General features: G+C 51.3%; 17 protein-coding genes. 8 read left to right on the top strand and 9 right to left on the bottom strand.

The window, feature by feature from the left end; genetic code table 11:
• Positions 1 to 50: 50 nt before the first annotated feature.
• Together ACW17M_RS08540 and ACW17M_RS08535 are read left to right on the top strand one after the other, a co-directional pair.
• Complete coding sequence (locus ACW17M_RS08540; RefSeq protein ID WP_052475592.1) at positions 51 to 275, top strand: DUF3311 domain-containing protein; 225 nt, start codon at positions 51 to 53, stop codon at positions 273 to 275.
• A complete protein-coding gene (locus ACW17M_RS08535; protein WP_141440852.1) occupies positions 268 to 1,743 on the top strand; it encodes a sodium:solute symporter family protein in 1,476 nt (491 codons plus the stop codon). The genes ACW17M_RS08540 and ACW17M_RS08535 overlap by 8 nt, the downstream gene beginning before the upstream one ends.
• Positions 1,744 to 1,876: 133 nt before the next feature.
• Here the strand turns inward: ACW17M_RS08535 and ACW17M_RS08530 are convergent, their stop codons facing one another.
• From ACW17M_RS08530 to ACW17M_RS08515, 4 genes are all read right to left on the bottom strand, one after another.
• Positions 1,877 to 2,506 carry an SDR family oxidoreductase gene (locus tag ACW17M_RS08530; RefSeq protein WP_141440851.1) on the bottom strand — a complete coding sequence of 210 codons (630 nt, stop codon included), beginning with the start codon at positions 2,504 to 2,506 and terminating at the stop codon, positions 1,877 to 1,879.
• Positions 2,507 to 2,591: 85 nt separating this feature from the next.
• Positions 2,592 to 3,626, bottom strand: a complete 1,035-nt coding sequence (locus ACW17M_RS08525; protein WP_457547220.1) for a DUF2235 domain-containing protein — start codon at positions 3,624 to 3,626, stop codon at positions 2,592 to 2,594.
• 12 nt (positions 3,627 to 3,638) lie between these two features.
• The gene (locus ACW17M_RS08520) at positions 3,639 to 4,328 is read right to left on the bottom strand and encodes a VIT1/CCC1 transporter family protein (protein ID WP_141440849.1); all 690 of its coding nucleotides are present in this window, start codon (positions 4,326 to 4,328) and stop codon (positions 3,639 to 3,641) included.
• 179 nt (positions 4,329 to 4,507) lie between these two features.
• Positions 4,508 to 4,660 (bottom strand): PQQ-dependent sugar dehydrogenase, encoded by a 153-nt coding sequence (locus tag ACW17M_RS08515; RefSeq protein ID WP_230803133.1) that lies wholly within the window; start codon positions 4,658 to 4,660, stop codon positions 4,508 to 4,510.
• A 105-nt stretch (positions 4,661 to 4,765) separates the two neighbouring features.
• Between ACW17M_RS08515 and ACW17M_RS08510 the strand changes: the two genes are divergently transcribed.
• Together ACW17M_RS08510 and ACW17M_RS08505 are read left to right on the top strand one after the other, a co-directional pair.
• Complete coding sequence (locus ACW17M_RS08510; protein ID WP_041158240.1) at positions 4,766 to 5,308, top strand: P-loop NTPase family protein; 543 nt, start codon at positions 4,766 to 4,768, stop codon at positions 5,306 to 5,308.
• Positions 5,309 to 5,457: 149 nt separating this feature from the next.
• A complete protein-coding gene (locus tag ACW17M_RS08505) occupies positions 5,458 to 6,393 on the top strand; it encodes a glycerophosphodiester phosphodiesterase family protein (RefSeq protein ID WP_141440848.1) in 936 nt (311 codons plus the stop codon).
• A 57-nt stretch (positions 6,394 to 6,450) separates the two neighbouring features.
• Here the strand turns inward: ACW17M_RS08505 and ACW17M_RS08500 are convergent, their stop codons facing one another.
• Positions 6,451 to 7,344: a dihydrodipicolinate synthase family protein gene (locus tag ACW17M_RS08500; RefSeq protein WP_141440847.1), complete on the bottom strand. Its 894-nt coding sequence runs from the start codon at positions 7,342 to 7,344 to the stop codon at positions 6,451 to 6,453.
• Between the two features lie 381 nt (positions 7,345 to 7,725).
• On the opposite strand from ACW17M_RS08500, the gene ACW17M_RS08495 reads away from it, so the two are divergent.
• The 4 genes from ACW17M_RS08495 to ACW17M_RS08480 are packed head-to-tail and all read left to right on the top strand — an operon-like array spanning position 7,726 to position 13,112.
• Complete coding sequence (locus ACW17M_RS08495; RefSeq protein WP_022522580.1) at positions 7,726 to 8,169, top strand: hypothetical protein; 444 nt, start codon at positions 7,726 to 7,728, stop codon at positions 8,167 to 8,169.
• Positions 8,138 to 9,364 carry a hypothetical protein gene (locus ACW17M_RS08490; protein WP_022522579.1) on the top strand — a complete coding sequence of 409 codons (1,227 nt, stop codon included), beginning with the start codon at positions 8,138 to 8,140 and terminating at the stop codon, positions 9,362 to 9,364. The genes ACW17M_RS08495 and ACW17M_RS08490 overlap by 32 nt, the downstream gene beginning before the upstream one ends.
• 34 nt (positions 9,365 to 9,398) lie before the next feature.
• Positions 9,399 to 12,239 carry a bifunctional diguanylate cyclase/phosphodiesterase gene (locus ACW17M_RS08485; protein ID WP_039859617.1) on the top strand — a complete coding sequence of 947 codons (2,841 nt, stop codon included), beginning with the start codon at positions 9,399 to 9,401 and terminating at the stop codon, positions 12,237 to 12,239.
• 45 nt (positions 12,240 to 12,284) lie between these two features.
• Positions 12,285 to 13,112 (top strand): PEP-CTERM/exosortase system-associated acyltransferase, encoded by an 828-nt coding sequence (locus ACW17M_RS08480; RefSeq protein WP_009287586.1) that lies wholly within the window; start codon positions 12,285 to 12,287, stop codon positions 13,110 to 13,112.
• 9 nt (positions 13,113 to 13,121) lie between these two features.
• Here the strand turns inward: ACW17M_RS08480 and ACW17M_RS08475 are convergent, their stop codons facing one another.
• The 4 genes from ACW17M_RS08475 to ACW17M_RS08460 form a co-directional block, all read right to left on the bottom strand.
• Positions 13,122 to 13,781, bottom strand: a complete 660-nt coding sequence (locus ACW17M_RS08475) for a hypothetical protein (RefSeq protein WP_009287585.1) — start codon at positions 13,779 to 13,781, stop codon at positions 13,122 to 13,124.
• Between the two features lie 135 nt (positions 13,782 to 13,916).
• A complete protein-coding gene (locus ACW17M_RS08470; protein WP_039859614.1) occupies positions 13,917 to 14,882 on the bottom strand; it encodes a zinc-binding metallopeptidase family protein in 966 nt (321 codons plus the stop codon).
• 98 nt (positions 14,883 to 14,980) lie between these two features.
• Positions 14,981 to 15,712 (bottom strand): oxygen-insensitive NADPH nitroreductase, encoded by a 732-nt coding sequence (gene nfsA, locus ACW17M_RS08465; RefSeq protein WP_233974228.1) that lies wholly within the window; start codon positions 15,710 to 15,712, stop codon positions 14,981 to 14,983.
• A 99-nt stretch (positions 15,713 to 15,811) separates the two neighbouring features.
• Entirely contained in the window at positions 15,812 to 16,303 is a 492-nt protein-coding gene (locus tag ACW17M_RS08460; protein WP_233974227.1) for a metallophosphoesterase family protein, read from the bottom strand.
• Positions 16,304 to 16,489: the final 186 nt, after the last annotated feature.

The raw sequence follows: 16,489 nt of genomic DNA, 5'->3' as shown, positions 1-16,489 counted from the left end.
CAAAAGCATAACGAAACAACCATACAACTTCATAAAAACGAGGTATGCACATGAAAACTCAGCCCTCGCTCCCTTCTAGGGGAATGCTGATTTACTTTACTGTCTGTGCCCTGGCCATGATCTGGCCCGGTGCACTGGTAGCGAATCGTATTGAACCGATGATAATCGGTTTGCCCTTTTTCCTGTTCTGGTATGTAGCCTGGGTGTTTGCCCTGTTCGTGGGACTGGTCATTGCCTATCGTAGTGATGCCGCGCAGGAGGTGGACGATGAGTGATTCACTGCTGATCACCACCATTACCCTGGCCTACCTACTGATTGTGCTAACAGTGGGGCTAAGCGCACGCCACAATCAAAACTCCTCTCTGGAAGGGTATGTGGCCGGTGGACGACACATGGGTTTACTGGTGCTGTTCTTTATTCTCGGAGCGGAGATATTCTCTGCTTTCGCCTTCTTGGGTGCACCTGGCTGGGCCTACAGCAAAGGAGCTCCAGCACTCTATATTATCGCCTACCTGGCACTGGCCGTAATCGTGTGGTGGTTGATCGCCCCCTACATTTCGCGACTCGGCCGCCTCCATGGTTTCCTGACTCAAGCGGAGTTCCTCTCTGCCTGTTACCCAACCCGCGGCAACTTGCTAGGCCTATTTATCGGCGTGGTTAGCGTGCTAGCAATGATTCCCTATTTGACCATTCAGATCGCCGGTGCAGGACTTCTCTTCGAGGCTGCTACCTCTGGCACCATTCCCTTCTGGCTCGGCAGTTTACTCGCCTGTGGCGTGGTAGCTGCCTATGTCTATGCAAGCGGCTTGCAAGGTATCGGTTGGACCAACCTACTTCAGGGCGTGATGATGGTGGGCGTGGCGTGGTTTCTGGGCTTGGCGACGGCTGACCAATTCTTTGGTGGGGTCGGCGAGATGTTCCGCGAACTACAGCGAGAAGCCCCTGAATACCTAACCATGCCCGGCGCAGGCGGCATGGGCTGGGGCGCTTTCTCTACGGCTATTCTGGTAAGTGCTCTAGGCTGCGTAATGTGGCCGCACATTTTCATGAAATTCTATAGTGCTCGCAGTGAGCGAACCCTCAAGCGGGTATTCGTGCTCTACCCTCTTTACAGCTATCTGTTGATACCATTACTAATTATTGGTTTTGCTGGGGTTCTACTGTTGGAGGATAGCCCGCTTGACTCCGCCGATCGAGTATTGCTAACGCTGGTAGTTGAGCTAGCTGACTTCCCGGCTTGGCTGATAGGCGTAGCTCTCTCCGGCGCCCTGGCCGCTGCCATGTCTACTGCTGCAAACCTAGCTCATACCTCCGCTACTATTCTGGTACGCGACGTGGGCCAGCACTTACCAGCACTTCGCAACATGCCAGACAATAAGGCGCTCAAATTGACTCGCTACGGCGTGGTGCTAATCTCACTTGCGGCTTACCTACTTGCCCTTGTCAATCCCGGCTCATTGGTTGACCTACTGCTCGGCGCCTATGGCATCGTGGTGCAGTTACTACCCATGCTACTGGGCGCATTGTTCTGGCGCCGCGCTTCCCGTGCTGGCGCTTTCGCTGGCTTGGCAATAGGTGCTGCACTGACCCTATTATTTCAATTTGGTGTTAGCACCCCATTCGGCTGGCATGCTGGCTTCTGCGGCTTAGTAGTCAATACAGCCGTATTCATTAGCGTGAGTTTAGCAATGCGAAGCGCATCATCGTGTTCGCCAGCTCAAGCTCTCGGCACTAACACTTGATCTGTGAAATAAAATGCAGTCAACATCAAGAGGTGGCAGCAGCCACCTCTTGATGCATAAGAGTATTTCTACTTAATTGAAGCGTGGGCAAATAAGTACGCAAATGTGCATTGAGTAGTGACCACCACACCAATTATTGAATAATCTCGCCAATCGAACGCTTACCGTCCAATAGTAGGTACTCTTGGTTGGTCACACCTGAAGTTTGCACCACATGCAGCAGTGCATGGGCGACATTGGCTCGTGAGATTTGGTTGTCGCCTGCTTCATCCAATGAACTGGCAAACTGCTGGCTGGCGGTTTCGTCGGTCAAACGCCCTGGCTTGAGAATAACGTAGGGCATACCGCTGTTGCGAAGGTGGGCATCGGCGGCAAATTTAGCAGCCATATAGGGGCGCAGCTTTTCGGGCGCTTCCATAGGGTTTTCTGCCCGCATAGCGCTGATCATGATGTAGCGGGAGAGACCTTTTTGCTTGGCGATATTGGCAGTACGAATGGCGCCAAAAAGGTCAATCATCAGGGTTTTATCCGGCCCGGTGTGGGGCCCTGACCCCGCGGTGAAGACCACTTGGTCGCAGCCGTCAAAGGCGTGCTCAAACTCACCTTCTAGATCGGCTAGCACGCTGTCAATGCCGCGCTCTTTGAACCAGGCTGCCTGCTCTTCACTGCGGATCATCGCCTTGATAGGCGTGCCCGCTTTTTGGGCCAGTTCGCAAAACTGCTTGCCAATCTGTCCATTCGCGCCAATCACTAACGTTGTCATAACGACTCCTTGTGAATTGCTTACCCTTCTATCAATGCAGGCACTTAGGCGAAATTCAACCCGTACTGATCTCTTACCCATTTATTCACTTACCCACAGTGAGCCCCTGCCACCCGTACTCTTCCACCAACGCTTTTAAGTAGGGAGGCCGGTAGTTAGCGTCGCGCTCATAGCGGGCTTTTACGCTGGGATGAATTAGCATCAGGGTGTCATCAAGCACGAGTGGTCTATCTAACGGTTTTTTAAAGCGATAGACATGCTTGCGGGAGTTGTGAATCTGGCCTTTCGCACCGTCGGTTAGGTTGTCGCGAATATGTGACTCGGTGATTAAACCGGCAGCATTTGCCTCATCCAGCATCCAGGCAAGAGGTGTGTCAGAAGCTTGAATGCCACTTTTGTCTGTTTTGTAGGATCCGCCGACATCTGCATGTACACCTGCAAACCAGACTTGCTTGAGGTCTACGCCTTGCCTGGGCGTCCAGATAGTGGGAATAAAATCTTCCCGCTTCTCGTCAATGGCTAGGGCGTGGCGAGCAATGGCCACGTTGGCGCCCATTTTGGTGTCGTAGAACTCATCGTGGCTCTCGAACAGGCCCATAATGCTAAACGGGATGCCCAGTGCGCCGACGGTGTCCCACACACCTATAAAGTGTACGTCCCGAGCAGGGTGACTGTAATCGGCGCGGAATTTACAAGCGGCTTTACCCGCGGGATGGTTGGTTCTGGTTGGGCTTTTATAGATTTTCCAGGCTTCAACGATCAATCGGGCTTCTGCTCGTTTGAGAATGCCGCAGTTATTAATCAACCCACTAAGCGCTCGCACGGTATAGGCACCACGGCTGAAGCCGAATAGGTAAATGTTGTCACCGGGGGCGTAGTTTTGAACGATATAGCGGTAGCCATCAAGGATGTTTTTATGAATTCCGGCGCCGGTAGCCCCCGCGCTAAGGCTATTGTGATAAGAACCTAGCCCCCAGTCGTAAAACACATGCTGCTTTGCCTCCTGTGTCTCAGGGCTGATCGCCCGGGCCAGCTGCAGCACATTAGTGGGAAAGTCATTTTCCAGGTCTTCTTCAGGACGGTTCCAGGTGCCATCGGCGCATACCACGATATTTGCCATGGTTCATCTCCGTTAAGCCATCACTCCAAACACATGTCCGATGGCGGAGGTTAATGCCATCGCAAGAGCGCCCCAAAACATCACTCTTGCTGCAGCTTTTAGGATTGGTGCTCCACCCACTCGGGCGGCTATGCCGCCCAACAAGGCTAAAAAAAGCAGGGAGAACACCGCTACCAGTGGGATCAACAGTGAAGGTGGCGCCCACCAAGCGACCAGTAGCGGTAGCAGTGCGCCGATAGTGAAAGTGGCGGCTGAAGAGAGTGCGGCTTGGAGGGGGTGCGCTTGACTGAGGTCGGTGATGCCGATCTCGTCTCGCGCATGGGCGCCTAAGGCGTCTTTGGTCATTAATTGTTCGGCGACTTGTCGTGCCAATTCGGGTGCCAAGCCGCGCGTTTCATAGATAGCGGCAAGCTCTTCCTGCTCTAGTTCATAGTGCTCCGCCAATGCTTTGCGTTCGATATCGAGATCAGCATTTTCAGTGTCCGATTGAGAGCTTACCGAAACATACTCCCCCGCTGCCATCGACATTGCGCCAGCCACCAGGCCTGCAATACCCGCCAGCATAATACCGCTTTGAGTGGTATTGGCTGCGGCTACCCCCAGTATTAAACTGCTAGTAGAAACGATGCCATCGTTGGCGCCCATCACAGCGGCACGCAGCCAGCCGGAACGGTGAGATCGATGGTGCTCTGAATGGATCATGGGCTTTCCTTTCTGTGAGGCGCATCCAAGCCAACAATAGCATCTACGGTCATGAACTATTTTGCTGGCACTACTCGAAGTAGCCTGCCCTCGGAGCTGTCGGTAAGTAGGTACACTTCACCTTCTGGGCCTTACCCGCACATCTCTTATACGCTCGTCTAGCTCACCAAACAGGCCTTCTACATCGCTGGCTTCGCGGCCATTGTTAGATAAACGTACCCGGCACACCTCTTATTTACCAGCGCTCCTATCAGTATATCGCCCTGCCACTGAGGGAACAGCTCGCCGCTGTAAAGCGCTATCCCCGAGGGGGCAATAGAGGGCGCGTCCATTCTAAATTGGCGGCACGGTACCAGGGTACTCTTTGACGCCGTATGGTGCCCTTGCTGCCTCTTGGAGCACTCATTAAAATGTCGCGCCACCTAAAGAGAACTCCCATGAAAATTAATGTGGTTGGTACGAGTGGCAGTGGCAAAAGTACCCTTGCAAAGCAGCTCGCAGACGCCTTGAACGCCCCATGCGTTCAGCTTGATCAATTATTCTGGCGCGCTAACTGGCAAGGAGCACCGGACGATGAGTTCTTCGCCGAGCTGGAAGAGGCTTTAGCAGCCTCACCTCAAGAGTGGATACTGGACGGTAATTTTGACCGCACTCGGCATATAAAGTGGCGCGAAGTGGATATGGTAGTGTGGATCGACTACCCCTTTTGGCGAGTATTTAGCCAAGCCCTCACCCGTGCTGTTAAACGCATCATCAGCCAAGAGGAGCTTTGGCCTGGTACAGGTAATCACGAGAGCTTCCGCAAAACATTTCTAAGCCGTGATTCGGTTCTACTATGGTCACTAAAAACGTGGCGGCAAAATCGTAAACGCTACTTTGCCGATATGGTGAATCCACGCTATGCGCCTATTCAATTTGTACGTTTGACCTCTATAAAAGAAGCGCAAGCGTTGGTGAAGAGTCTCAACGTGGGTACCTAGCCCTTAGGTGACTATATAGCCCCACTGCGTATTCGCTTGATGGCTGCTCTCTTCGGCTCTCGATGAATCACCGAACAGTTCTCGTCACTTGGCTTTAACGCTCCAGGCCATGTACGCTTATTGAACGAACATTCAATTAAGGTGCTTTAATGCAACGTCATTCGCTATTCGCCGCAATGTCACTGGGGCTTTTTGCTGGTGCTGCCACAACCACCGCGCTGGCGGAGTCCACACCGTTGGAGGAGCAGCTCAAAGAGCTTGAGTCATTCCAAGTGATCGCCCACCGCGGGGCCAGCGGCCACGCGCCGGAAAGCACCATGGCGGCCTATGAATTGGCCCATGAGTGGAATGTCGACTACTTAGAGTTGGACGCCCAAATCACTGCCGATGGTGAAGTCGTGGTATTTCATGATGACGCCATTGACCGCACCAGCGACGGTGAAGGCAAGATTAATGACTACACCATGGAAGAGCTGAAAGCGCTGGATACCGGCTCTTGGTTCAATGAAGCCAATGCTGATAAAGCGGACGCGGACTTTGCAGGGGCACAGATCCTCACGCTGGATGAGCTTTTCGAGCGTTTCGGTCACAATGCTCGCTACTACATTGAAACCAAGTCACCGCAGCTAAACCCAGGCTTGGAAGAAGCCCTGGTAAAAACGCTGGAAAAACATGACATGGTCGAGAGTGGCCGAGTATTAGTGCAGTCTTTCGAGCAGGAAAGCCTATTAAAAGTGCAGGAACTAAACGACGACATTCCGCTCATTCAGCTCGTTTGGTACTACCCCAGTGAAGAGGACGAATCGCGTTTAGTGGAGTGGACTGGCGTGACACCGGGCCCAGCAGAGATTAATGATGAAGACTTCCAGGCGGTAGCGGAATACGCGTCGGGAATCGGTACTAACTATATCTACGAAGACCAAGAAGTCATTGATGCCGACTTTATCCGTCAAGCAAATGAAAATGGGCTGCCGGTACACGTTTACACTATTAATGAAACCGATGAGATGGAGCGTTTGATGGAAATGGGCGCAAACGGCCTGTTCACCAATTATCCAGACCGCTTGCTTAAGCTCGTTGAGTAATCATCATTGAAGTGCTTATTACGCCCGGCCTTGGCTGGGCGTTTTTGTTACAAGGTTTTACTCAAGCCCAAGCTGCTCCAGTACCTGCTCTACTCTTTTACGATCGCCCGCTTGCAGCGTTTTAAGCGGCTGGGGCAAGCAAGGCTGACTCACCTTGCCGGTGACTTCTGCAATGGTAGCCGCCACTCGCAGGCTACCGCCGTATTCACGGTAGAGTGCCCACAGCGGCTCAAGGCCGTCTGAAAGCGCCTTGGCCTGTTGAACATCCCCTGCTTGAGCAGCTCGGGTTAGCGCCAGCGCTGCTTTAGGGTATAACCCGCCGATAACGGAGTACCAGGCATCACATCCCGCATTTAGGCCAGTGGCTGCTGCCGCGTCGCCGCTGATGCCGATAGTGACATCAGCGGGAATCAGCTTGCGCAACCCAGCCACTCGCCCCTTTGCGGAGTCAATATCATTGCTCACCGGCGGAATTTTGATAGAGCGAACCTGGGGCAGTTGGGAGATTCGTCCATGCAGCTCATCGCTAAATTCAAAATGGGTTGTGCCAGGGTTATCGTACACGCAGAGCGGCACACTCAGCGATTGGCAAACCGTGGCGTATAGATCGAAGACCTCGTCGTCGGTGAGCTTTTGGTAGGAGACCGGCGCTAGCAGCACGCCGCTGGCACCTGCCTGCTGAGCGCGTTCTGCATTAGCCAGCACATCACGAGTACGTAGCGCCCCAATGCCTGCAATGACAGGCGCGCCAACTGCATTTTCAACACTAAGCTGAATAACACGGGCGCGCTCATCACGGCTTAAATAGGCGTAGCTACCGGTCGAGCCCAGCACGCCAATGGAATCCACCGCTGCCTCAGCTAAATAAGCAACTAAACGGACAAACTCATACTCATTAATGCCCTGCTCGTTCATGGGGGTTAGCGGGAATGCACTTAGGCCGGTGAACATGGTGGATGATCCTTTTAAGATGGATGGCATTCGCAGTGTCGCACAGACGATTAGCTATTATGTACAAGCATACGGTAATGGAATAGCCACAGCTTATCCTCGTTATTCGTTGACATAACTTTCTGTTATTTTTCTTGAATTGATGTAGTGTTTGCGTATACGCCGTATCGATACGGCACAGTTGCTTTAGATGTGTATCTTTCAGTCATACCATCATGACTGAATATAAAAACAGTCTCGTTAGTGCTGCGAGGGAGAACACGTCATCAATACATACACATTTTCAGCGCAGAGCAGAACGGCACCGCGGGTGAACCTGGCGTTCATCAATCAACCAGTAAGCCACTACCAATGCCATTACCCATTATAAGCGGCTCTCTAATGCGATTGGCCTTACTGGCAGCGACCACTTTTATTGTGTTGGTGGGGCTCGCTTTCGCAACAACGAATGCCATCGCTCGAGAAGCGCCGCTTTTTTTAGTGGCTCACCCTGACGTCACTACCCACTGGCTGAACCGTGATACTACCCGCGCGATTTTCGCCATGCGCCAACGCACCTGGCCGGATGGTCAAGCGGTTAGGGTTTTCGTTTTAAGTAACAACAACCCAGTACATGCTCGCTTTACCAAAGAGCAGTTGGCGGTTTACCCGCACCAACTTCAATTAGCCTGGGATCGCATGGTTTTTTCAGGTACCGGTCAAGCCCCCGACCGAGTAAATGACCAGGAAGAGATGCGCGAGCGCGTCGCCTCAACGCCGGGTGCCATTGGGTATCTTGAAAGGGAGTATCTGGATGATAGAGTCCAAGTCATTTCGATGGAATGAATGCAGAGCCCTTGCCGCTTTGCTAGGCACCGTTGTAATGGGTTTATCTGCTCCCGCCCAAAGCGACGAACACGCTCTGGATACTTTACAGGTACATGGCTTTCTTAGTCAGGCGCTGGTCGTGACTGACAATAACAACTTTTTTGGTCAGAGCAGCCAGGATGAAGGCAGCATAGAATTTACCGAAATTGGCCTCAACGTCTCCTTACGCCCCCATCAGGATGTACTCGTTGCTGCTCAGGTGCTAAGTCGTCGAGCTGGAGGCAATAGCAGCGACGCAGAACCTAAACTGGATTACGGTCTCATTGATTACCAAATGATTTCTGACCAAGGGCGTACGTTTGGTGTTCAGCTTGGTCGGATTAAAAACCCTTTTGGATTTTATAATCAAACCCGCGATGTGGCATTTACCCGTCCCAGCATCTTACTGCCTCAGTCTATCTATTTTGACCGAACACGCTCAATGGCTCTCACAGGTGACGGCCTAACGTTCTATTTGGAACAGAGATTAAGCAACGGAGTACTACGAGGACAGTTTGGCTTAGGAAAGCCTCAGGCTGGTGACGATTTAAGCGATACGCTTCAACTTCAGCGTATATCAGGCACCTTCGATCCTCAGCAGTCTACGATTGCCCAAGTTCGTTATGAACATGATGGAGGTCGTGTCGTTGCAGCGATTAGCAATGCCAACGTGAGATCCCAAATAGAGTCACATCAATCAGGTGTCAGCGACGGAGATTTTTATTTTACACCCTGGGTATTTTCACTCCAATACAATCAAGAACTCTGGAGTGTAACGACTGAATACGCCCTGCGCCGTTCAGGGTTAAAAAACTTCAACCAGTCTTCTGTAAACTTCGACACGACAGGGGAAAGTTGGTATATCCAATACGCTCGGCGTTTTGCAAATGACTGGCAGTGGTTAATGCGTTATGACAGCCTTACCAGCAACCGCGCAGACCGCAACGGTAAATCTTTCGAGGCGAGTACAGGGGGAAGCGTTCCAGCCCATACCCAATTCGCAGATGACCTAACCGTTGGCCTGCAGTGGACGCCGCACCCTCAAGTCATGCTGGCAGGTGAATACCACCATGTCGATGGCACGGGTTGGCTGCCTATTCAGGATAATCCAGATTCATCAGCGACCAGCAGAAGATGGAGCATGTGGTTGTTTCAATTATCGCTGCGCTTCTGACGTTTACCTCGATCCTGGCTAGGACGCTACCGCGATGAAACCATTTACCCTTTTCCGAACGCCCCAACGCCTTAGCCTGACATGGCGGGTCATCGCGTTAAGTAGCCTGCTGCTGCTGGCGCTGGTAACGCTCTTTACCTGGCTAGGCCACGACAATCTTACCCGTCAGTTTCAAGAAAGCCGAAGCCAGCACTATGAACGCCAACAGCGAGAAATTCGTTTAGCGCTAGTTCGCTCATCGGAAAATTTACGTCAGTTGGCAGGGTTAACCGCGGCCTCGGCAAGCTTAGGCTCGCCCTTGCAAGCAGGTAATACCGCCGCAGTTGAGCAAGCACTAGACTCCCAGTGGCCCGCTCTACAGCTTGAGGCGGGTATCGATGAAATATTAATTATTAATACCCAGGGGCAAGTCTTGGGTAATTGGGGCACCGGCAATACACAAACGCAGCTTCCCATTCTGAGTTGGATCAGGCGGGTGATGCACACCGAGCAGCCACTCACTACATTGCGTTGTTCAGCTAGCTGCCAACAGTTCGCTGCCGTGCCGGTGCTAGTGGCGGGAGAAAGCGTTGGTATGGTCGTACTGACCCGCTCGCTAGCCGATGTCACTCGGCAGGCCAAGGAGGTATCTGGCAGTGAAGTCGCACTACTTGTCACCGGGCCCACTGAAGATAGCGGGATGACGGCAACTCGAGAGCTAAAATCATGGAATGGTCAACTGCTAGCCCTCACAAGCGAAGAGCAAACCCTAGCACCTTTGCAGCGAGCGTCAGATACAGCTCCTGTTCGCCGTTTAATGGAAACACCATTAAATCTTGAACATGATGGCAGACATTTAGAACTCAGCGCAGTACGCATGGAAGAGGATAATGAACGTAGCAATATCGGATACTTGCTGCTGATATCAGACATTACCGAGCAAATTAAGGCAATTAACCAGGATACTCGCACACTCTTGTTCGTAGGCGTACTCGGCTGGATTGCCGCTGAACTACTGCTATTGGTCATACTGCTGGGCCCAATGGCTCGACTGCGTAGAGTCGCTGGATTGCTTCCTGCCCTAGCTGACGGAAAATTTAGCGATATACACGCCGCCATTCCCAACCACCGCCGCCGCATTCCCGACGAGATCGATGTACTTGAGAGCATTACCCTTGAACTTTCACGCCAACTTGAATTGTTAGAGAGTGAAGTACAAGAGCGCGGTGACCAACTAGCCGTGCGCATTGGGGAGCTAGCCAAAGAGCGAGATTTCGTTAATGGCCTGCTGGATACGGCCCAGGTATTTATCATTGCCCAGGATGACACTGGACGAATTAGCTTGGTCAATGAGTATACCCAGTTGATGCTAGGACTTAATGAAGCTTCGCTACTCGGGCGTCATTTTGTTGATGTATTCGAGGCAGGTGCCTCTACCAAGGTGAATACGTTCTCCCATCCCCAGCAAGAGGAGAAAACACTCCGTACGCCCGATCACAGGACTCATACTATCGCTTGGTACCATGCACCGTTACAAACGGGTAATGACGGCAAGGTGTCACGTATATCGGTTGGTCTGGATATTACCGAACGTAAGGCTGCCGAAGCTCGGCTAACGTGGCTGGCCGAACGTGACCCGCTAACGGAACTTTACAACCGGCGCTTCTTCCAACATGCACTGCAAACCGCCCTTGAACGCCCATCGAAGACAAAAGGGGCAGTATTGCTACTGGATTTGAATCAGTTCAAGGAGGTTAACGAGCTAAGTGGCCACCATGTAGGCGATAAATTGCTTCGTGAAGTGGCTGACACCCTCTTCCGCAACCTTGGCCCCCGCGGCGTTATTGCACGCCTAGGTGGCGACGAATTCTCTCTCCTATTAGAAGATACCAACGCCGATCAAGCCATCAGTGTCGCGCAATATATTGTCCAACTATTAGACGGTATCGGCTTCGTTGTGGGTGAGCGGCGGCATCGAGTAACGGCCAGTATTGGTATTGCCCTGTTTCCAACCCATGGCAATACGCCTGCTGACCTAATGGCTAGCGCTGATGTGGCAATGTACAAAGCGAAGGAGAGTGGCCTTCAGCACTGGCATTTACTTTCCAAGTCGGAGAATGCCAAAGACGAACTGCAAGCACGAGTCTACTGGGTTGAACGCATACACAATGCGCTTGAGGAGGATAGCTTCGAGTTGATGGTGCAGCCCATCATGCGTTTGGAAGATCAGGACGTAAAACACCACGAGGTGTTGCTAAGAATGCGCGACGCAGACGGGAGCCTAATTTCTCCCGCGCACTTTATTCCTATTGCCGAACAAAGCGGGCAGATTATTTTAATCGACCGTTGGGTATTGCGACACAGTTTAAAAGCACTTAGCCAATTGCAGGATCGAGGTATCACTCTGGCAGTTAACCTTTCGGGTCAGTCTCTTCACGACGGAGGGTTGAAGCAATACTTGGCAGACGAGCTGACGGCTAGCGGCGCTGATCCTCACCACCTTATATTGGAAGTAACGGAAACTGCCGCGGTAACCGATTTTTCTACCGCCCGTGGCGTACTACAAGCAGTACGTGACCTGGGTTGCCGTACCGCACTGGACGACTTTGGAGTAGGCTTCAGTAGTTTTCACTACCTTGGGCAGTTACCCGTCGACTATATTAAAATAGATGGTTCCTTTATTCGCAGCCTGCTGATTAGCCCTGACAGCCGCGTCATTGTTCGTGCTATTGCCGACATCGCTAAAGGTTTTGGCAAGCAAACCATTGCTGAATTCGTTGATCAAGAAGCGCTATTGCCAATACTAAAGGCCTATGGGATAACTTATGGTCAGGGGTTTCATTTAGGCAGGCCTATAAAAATCATCGAAGCATTTAGTGGAATTAGTGCTCAATAATGGATACCGTTTATACTTAACTCTGGATTTAAATAGGGATAGTACATGAGCTCTTTACCACTGCAAGTGAAGAACAAGGATGCGTCAGCGGTATTTATTACAAGATTCATACAAGAGTTCAAATTCAAACTCTGCATAACTGAGCATGAGAAACAACTGGCTTATCGTTTAAGACATGATGTTTACTGCGAAGAACTTGAGTACGAAGAAGCCAGCGACCCCATAAAAAAACTCGAATTTGATATCCATGACCAAAACTCTATTCATTGTTTGATAGAACACCGCAGAACAGGATTAGTGGCAGGCTGCGTGCGGGTGGTTATGCCTCAGGCTTCCAGACCTCATCCACTTAACCAGCTTCCATTACAATCTTATGGCAGCCAAAGCCTTACACACGCAGAGCTGCATCCCGACAAACTTGCCCAAGGCAGTTACTATGAAATCTCACGACTGGCTGTGAATCGCCTTTTCAGAATAAAACTTAAAGATAGCTCTACTTCTTTAGAAAGCTCGACTACCAATCACAATGTTACTTTTTTTTCTACTGAAGAGAGGCAGCTCTTCCCACTACTAGCCACAGGCCTATTTGTCACCGGCTATGCTTTAGGGAGGCAGCTAGGTAAAATTCAAGTTTTTGCAATGATGGAACCTAGCTTGCCCCGACTTCTTGCTCTGACAGGCTTTCACTTCACCAAAGTCGGCGAAACAATCAACTTCCATGGAAGAAGAAGTGCTTACTACATCAATAAGCAACAAGCAGAGAGTGGATTAAAGAAATCATTGCTCCCCCTCTACTTGCACATACAGCAAACGCTGGCCCTCCAGCTAGAAGAAATGCTAGCTCAAGATGTTAGTACCTCACTAATAACTTGAATATTTTATCTATACCGTGGCCGCGGCGCTTTCTCGATCATCCAACGAAGCAGAACGTCTAAAATCATCAACCGTTACGCTGGTGAATTTCTCTAAGAAAAACACGAGCGTTTCAGGATATTGGAAACGCTCCTCGAAGCGCTCTTGGCCCTCTTGCGAACGCCGTGTCACGCTTGCTCTATAGCCGCCATTAGATTTAGTCACTTTTACGCTATTTTCGCGGCTTCCATCACGCTTAATGGCCGTTAATGGAGAGCTATCGCTTAATAAAACGTCTAGCTGTCGAGCGGCAGTGCGCTCTTCATCAGATGCCCAGAGAGGTTGATCTCGGTCACCATAACGGTAGAGCATAATCACCAGCATGACCGAAAAAATACTGCTGGTCAGCATCCAGGTTAATAAAACGCTCGAAAGCGCCGTTGTCAGCATGATGAACATTTGAATCACGATACCCACCGCCAGCACACCGGCCAGAGGCCTCCACATACGCGGGTTCATAAACCCGCGCTTGAGGATATACCCCCACAGCCCAATCACCGACAATGCCCCCAACAACAAATGAATGGGGGCAAGCAGCGTTCCTCCTCCAGCCAATATAGCAATTACCCCAATAATCACTATTAAACTGTAGAAAGCAGCTAACAGGTAGTAAGCACGATCAAGAGTCATATGCAGTCTCCATGCGGGTTAGCCGATAACCTAATCGCCATCGGTTTTATTGTTATTGGTATACGGAAAAATCCTTAAACTGCAGTATAGGTTATGACGAAAATTCTTCACTATTGCCGACGTAGCCAATACAGGTCATAACCCCTGCGCCCCTCGGCGTAGCCAATCATGCACGAAAGCGAGCTTATGTCGGGCAGTCTCTGAGAGGACAAAGGGATAAAGATCCGGCAAGCCCATCGAGCGATTAACATGATTAACGCCCACGGTGAGTGAAGCTGCCACGTATATTAAACGCTCGGCATCTGGCTCTGCATAAGGATCCCACTGCGGGCTAGGCAGCTCCGGCGAAGTGAGATCTGATGCCGCAAAGCTATCGGCAATATCGGTTAAATGCAGCAGATGTGCGGCAGTTTCGGCCCAATCTTCATGGGGGTGCGCAGAGGCATAAGTGGTTAAATAGCGCTCTTTCCAATCAGGCGGCGGCCCATTTTGGTAGTGGTGCTGAAGCGCGGCCTGATAATCCTGACGCTCATCACCAAACATCTCGCGAAAGGCACTCAGAAAATCCTCACGTAAGCTAAGCCGCCACCAGAGCATGTGCGAAATCTCGTGGCGCATATGACCAATCATCGTTCGGTATGGCTCTTCTAACGCTTCCCTACGCGTCGTAACCAGCACGGGGTCTACCTCGGCCACACTAATGGTCACCACCCCTTCAATGTGCCCCATCGGCACAGGCGTGGGGCCTTCGGCGAGTAGATGGAAAACCGGCGGAGCGCCTGGGTCTTCCGGACGAAACCAGTGCCAACGACCCAGGTTATCCAAAACCCAGCGTTTAGCCGCTTCCGTTTGTGCCCAGTTCGGAATAGCGTTGGGAAGACTAGGATCTGGCGCCAGTGCTGTCATCGCACAAGCGCGGCAAAAAGCCCCCTCTTTAGGGGCAATCCAGTTGCAGCCAATAACGTCACGATTGATGCAAAAAGGCGGCATTGGCACAAAGGCCCGGGCCTGAGGGTCGTAGGCAACGGGGGTACCATCTGCGGTTGCGAGATTATCGAACCATAGAGAGCCGGAACCGACGGGATTTGAAAATACGCGCATACGGTAAAGCTCCTGAAAGCGAGGAAAATAGAACCTCAACCGATTGACTGAGCGTTCTCTTTTCCAAAAATCCTATTAAAAATAGTGTGCAGCGCACTTTATTTCATTTCAAAACCGCGCTTGATTAAAAAATCGCGCATATGAGGGCGCAGCTTGTTATCGAACAAAGGCTTGAGATTGCGAGACCAGTCGGTGTCTTTATTACTGCTACTGCGAGCCCGGTAGTAAGCCTGCATGGTCGTATCGAAGGACTCTACCTGTTCGCCGTCTTCAGTGTAGTAGTCTTCTTTCAGAACCGCCTCCACGGGTAAGCGCGGCTTCACTTCAGGCTCTTGATCCGGATAGCCGAGGCACATACCAAACACTGGGTACACGTGCTTGGGGAGGCGTAGCAGGTCGCTAACCTCCTGGGGATTATTGCGGATACCACCAATATAACAGATCCCCAACCCTTCGGACTCAGCCGCCACTGCCACATTTTGCGCCATCAACGCCGTATCCACTGTTGCTACCAACAGTTGCTCGGTCATGCCCCGCACAACGTTTGCACCGGTGCGCTCTGAAGCCTCCGTGGGACGCTTCATATCGGCACAGAAAACTAGAAAGTCTGCACAGGTGGCAATATAACCTTGCCCACCGGCCAGTTCTGCTATCTGCTCACGGTTCGCCTGGTCTTTTACATGGATAACCGTATACGCCTGAACGTGGCTGGAGGTCGCTGCCCCCTGCCCGGCTTGGATAAGCTCCAGCAGCAATTCTTTCGGGATCGGCTGGTCGCTAAATTTACGGATCGAACGGTGGGATTTCAGCAGCTTAATAACGTCGTTCATGGAACCTCGCTTATCTTGATAACGCTTATTTAAAACAGCTAACTAACAGGGTAACAGATTTGTACAACATGACAGGATTGCGGATGGCGTTAAACATGGCTATAGCAAATGCATGATCGCGCCCCGTACGCCATATTGATCTATCCATAATTTGCCTAGGGTAATCGGCAGTTTGAATCGCCGCTTTCCCGCCGCACCTGGGTTGAAAAGCAGCATTCCATCCTGGTATTCATTGCGGGGCTTATGGGAGTGGCCATGCAGAAGTGCATCGCAAGCCAACCTCGGGTCGTAATCCTCTAAGCGGTGCACAAGGTGCAGGTGCTTCTCGTTCACAATGATGTCCTGATGTATCGGTAAACTCGTCGCCCACGCCGCCGTATCGATATTGCCCTTAACGCAATGCACCGGCGCCAGTGTCTCCAAACGCTGCAAAATCGTTTTATCTGCCTCTTTGCTACCTACATCCCCCAAGTGAAGAATGAGCTCGCACCCCTGCAGCAGACAAAGTGCCTCATCACGCAGCAAACCGTGGGTATCGGCAATCACTCCAACGGGAGAATTAACCCTATAGCAAGGCATAGATGGGCTCATTAACAACCTCTTCCAGCGGCTAAATGGTGTCATTCTACCTTTTTTTACTAGACCACTATTAAAAGTTGCTTATCAAGGCCGATATCTAAGTTATCAAATAGATAGTGCTGGCGAGTCATTTATTATGATTTTCATTGGCTATCTAATAAGTTAGGCACCAGCAAGCTATACTGATATGGCTATACG

The organism is Vreelandella sp. 2A-K22, from assembly GCF_054065485.1.
The sequence above is the reverse complement of the archived record's forward strand: the minus strand, read 5'-3'. Positions and strand labels throughout refer to the sequence as shown.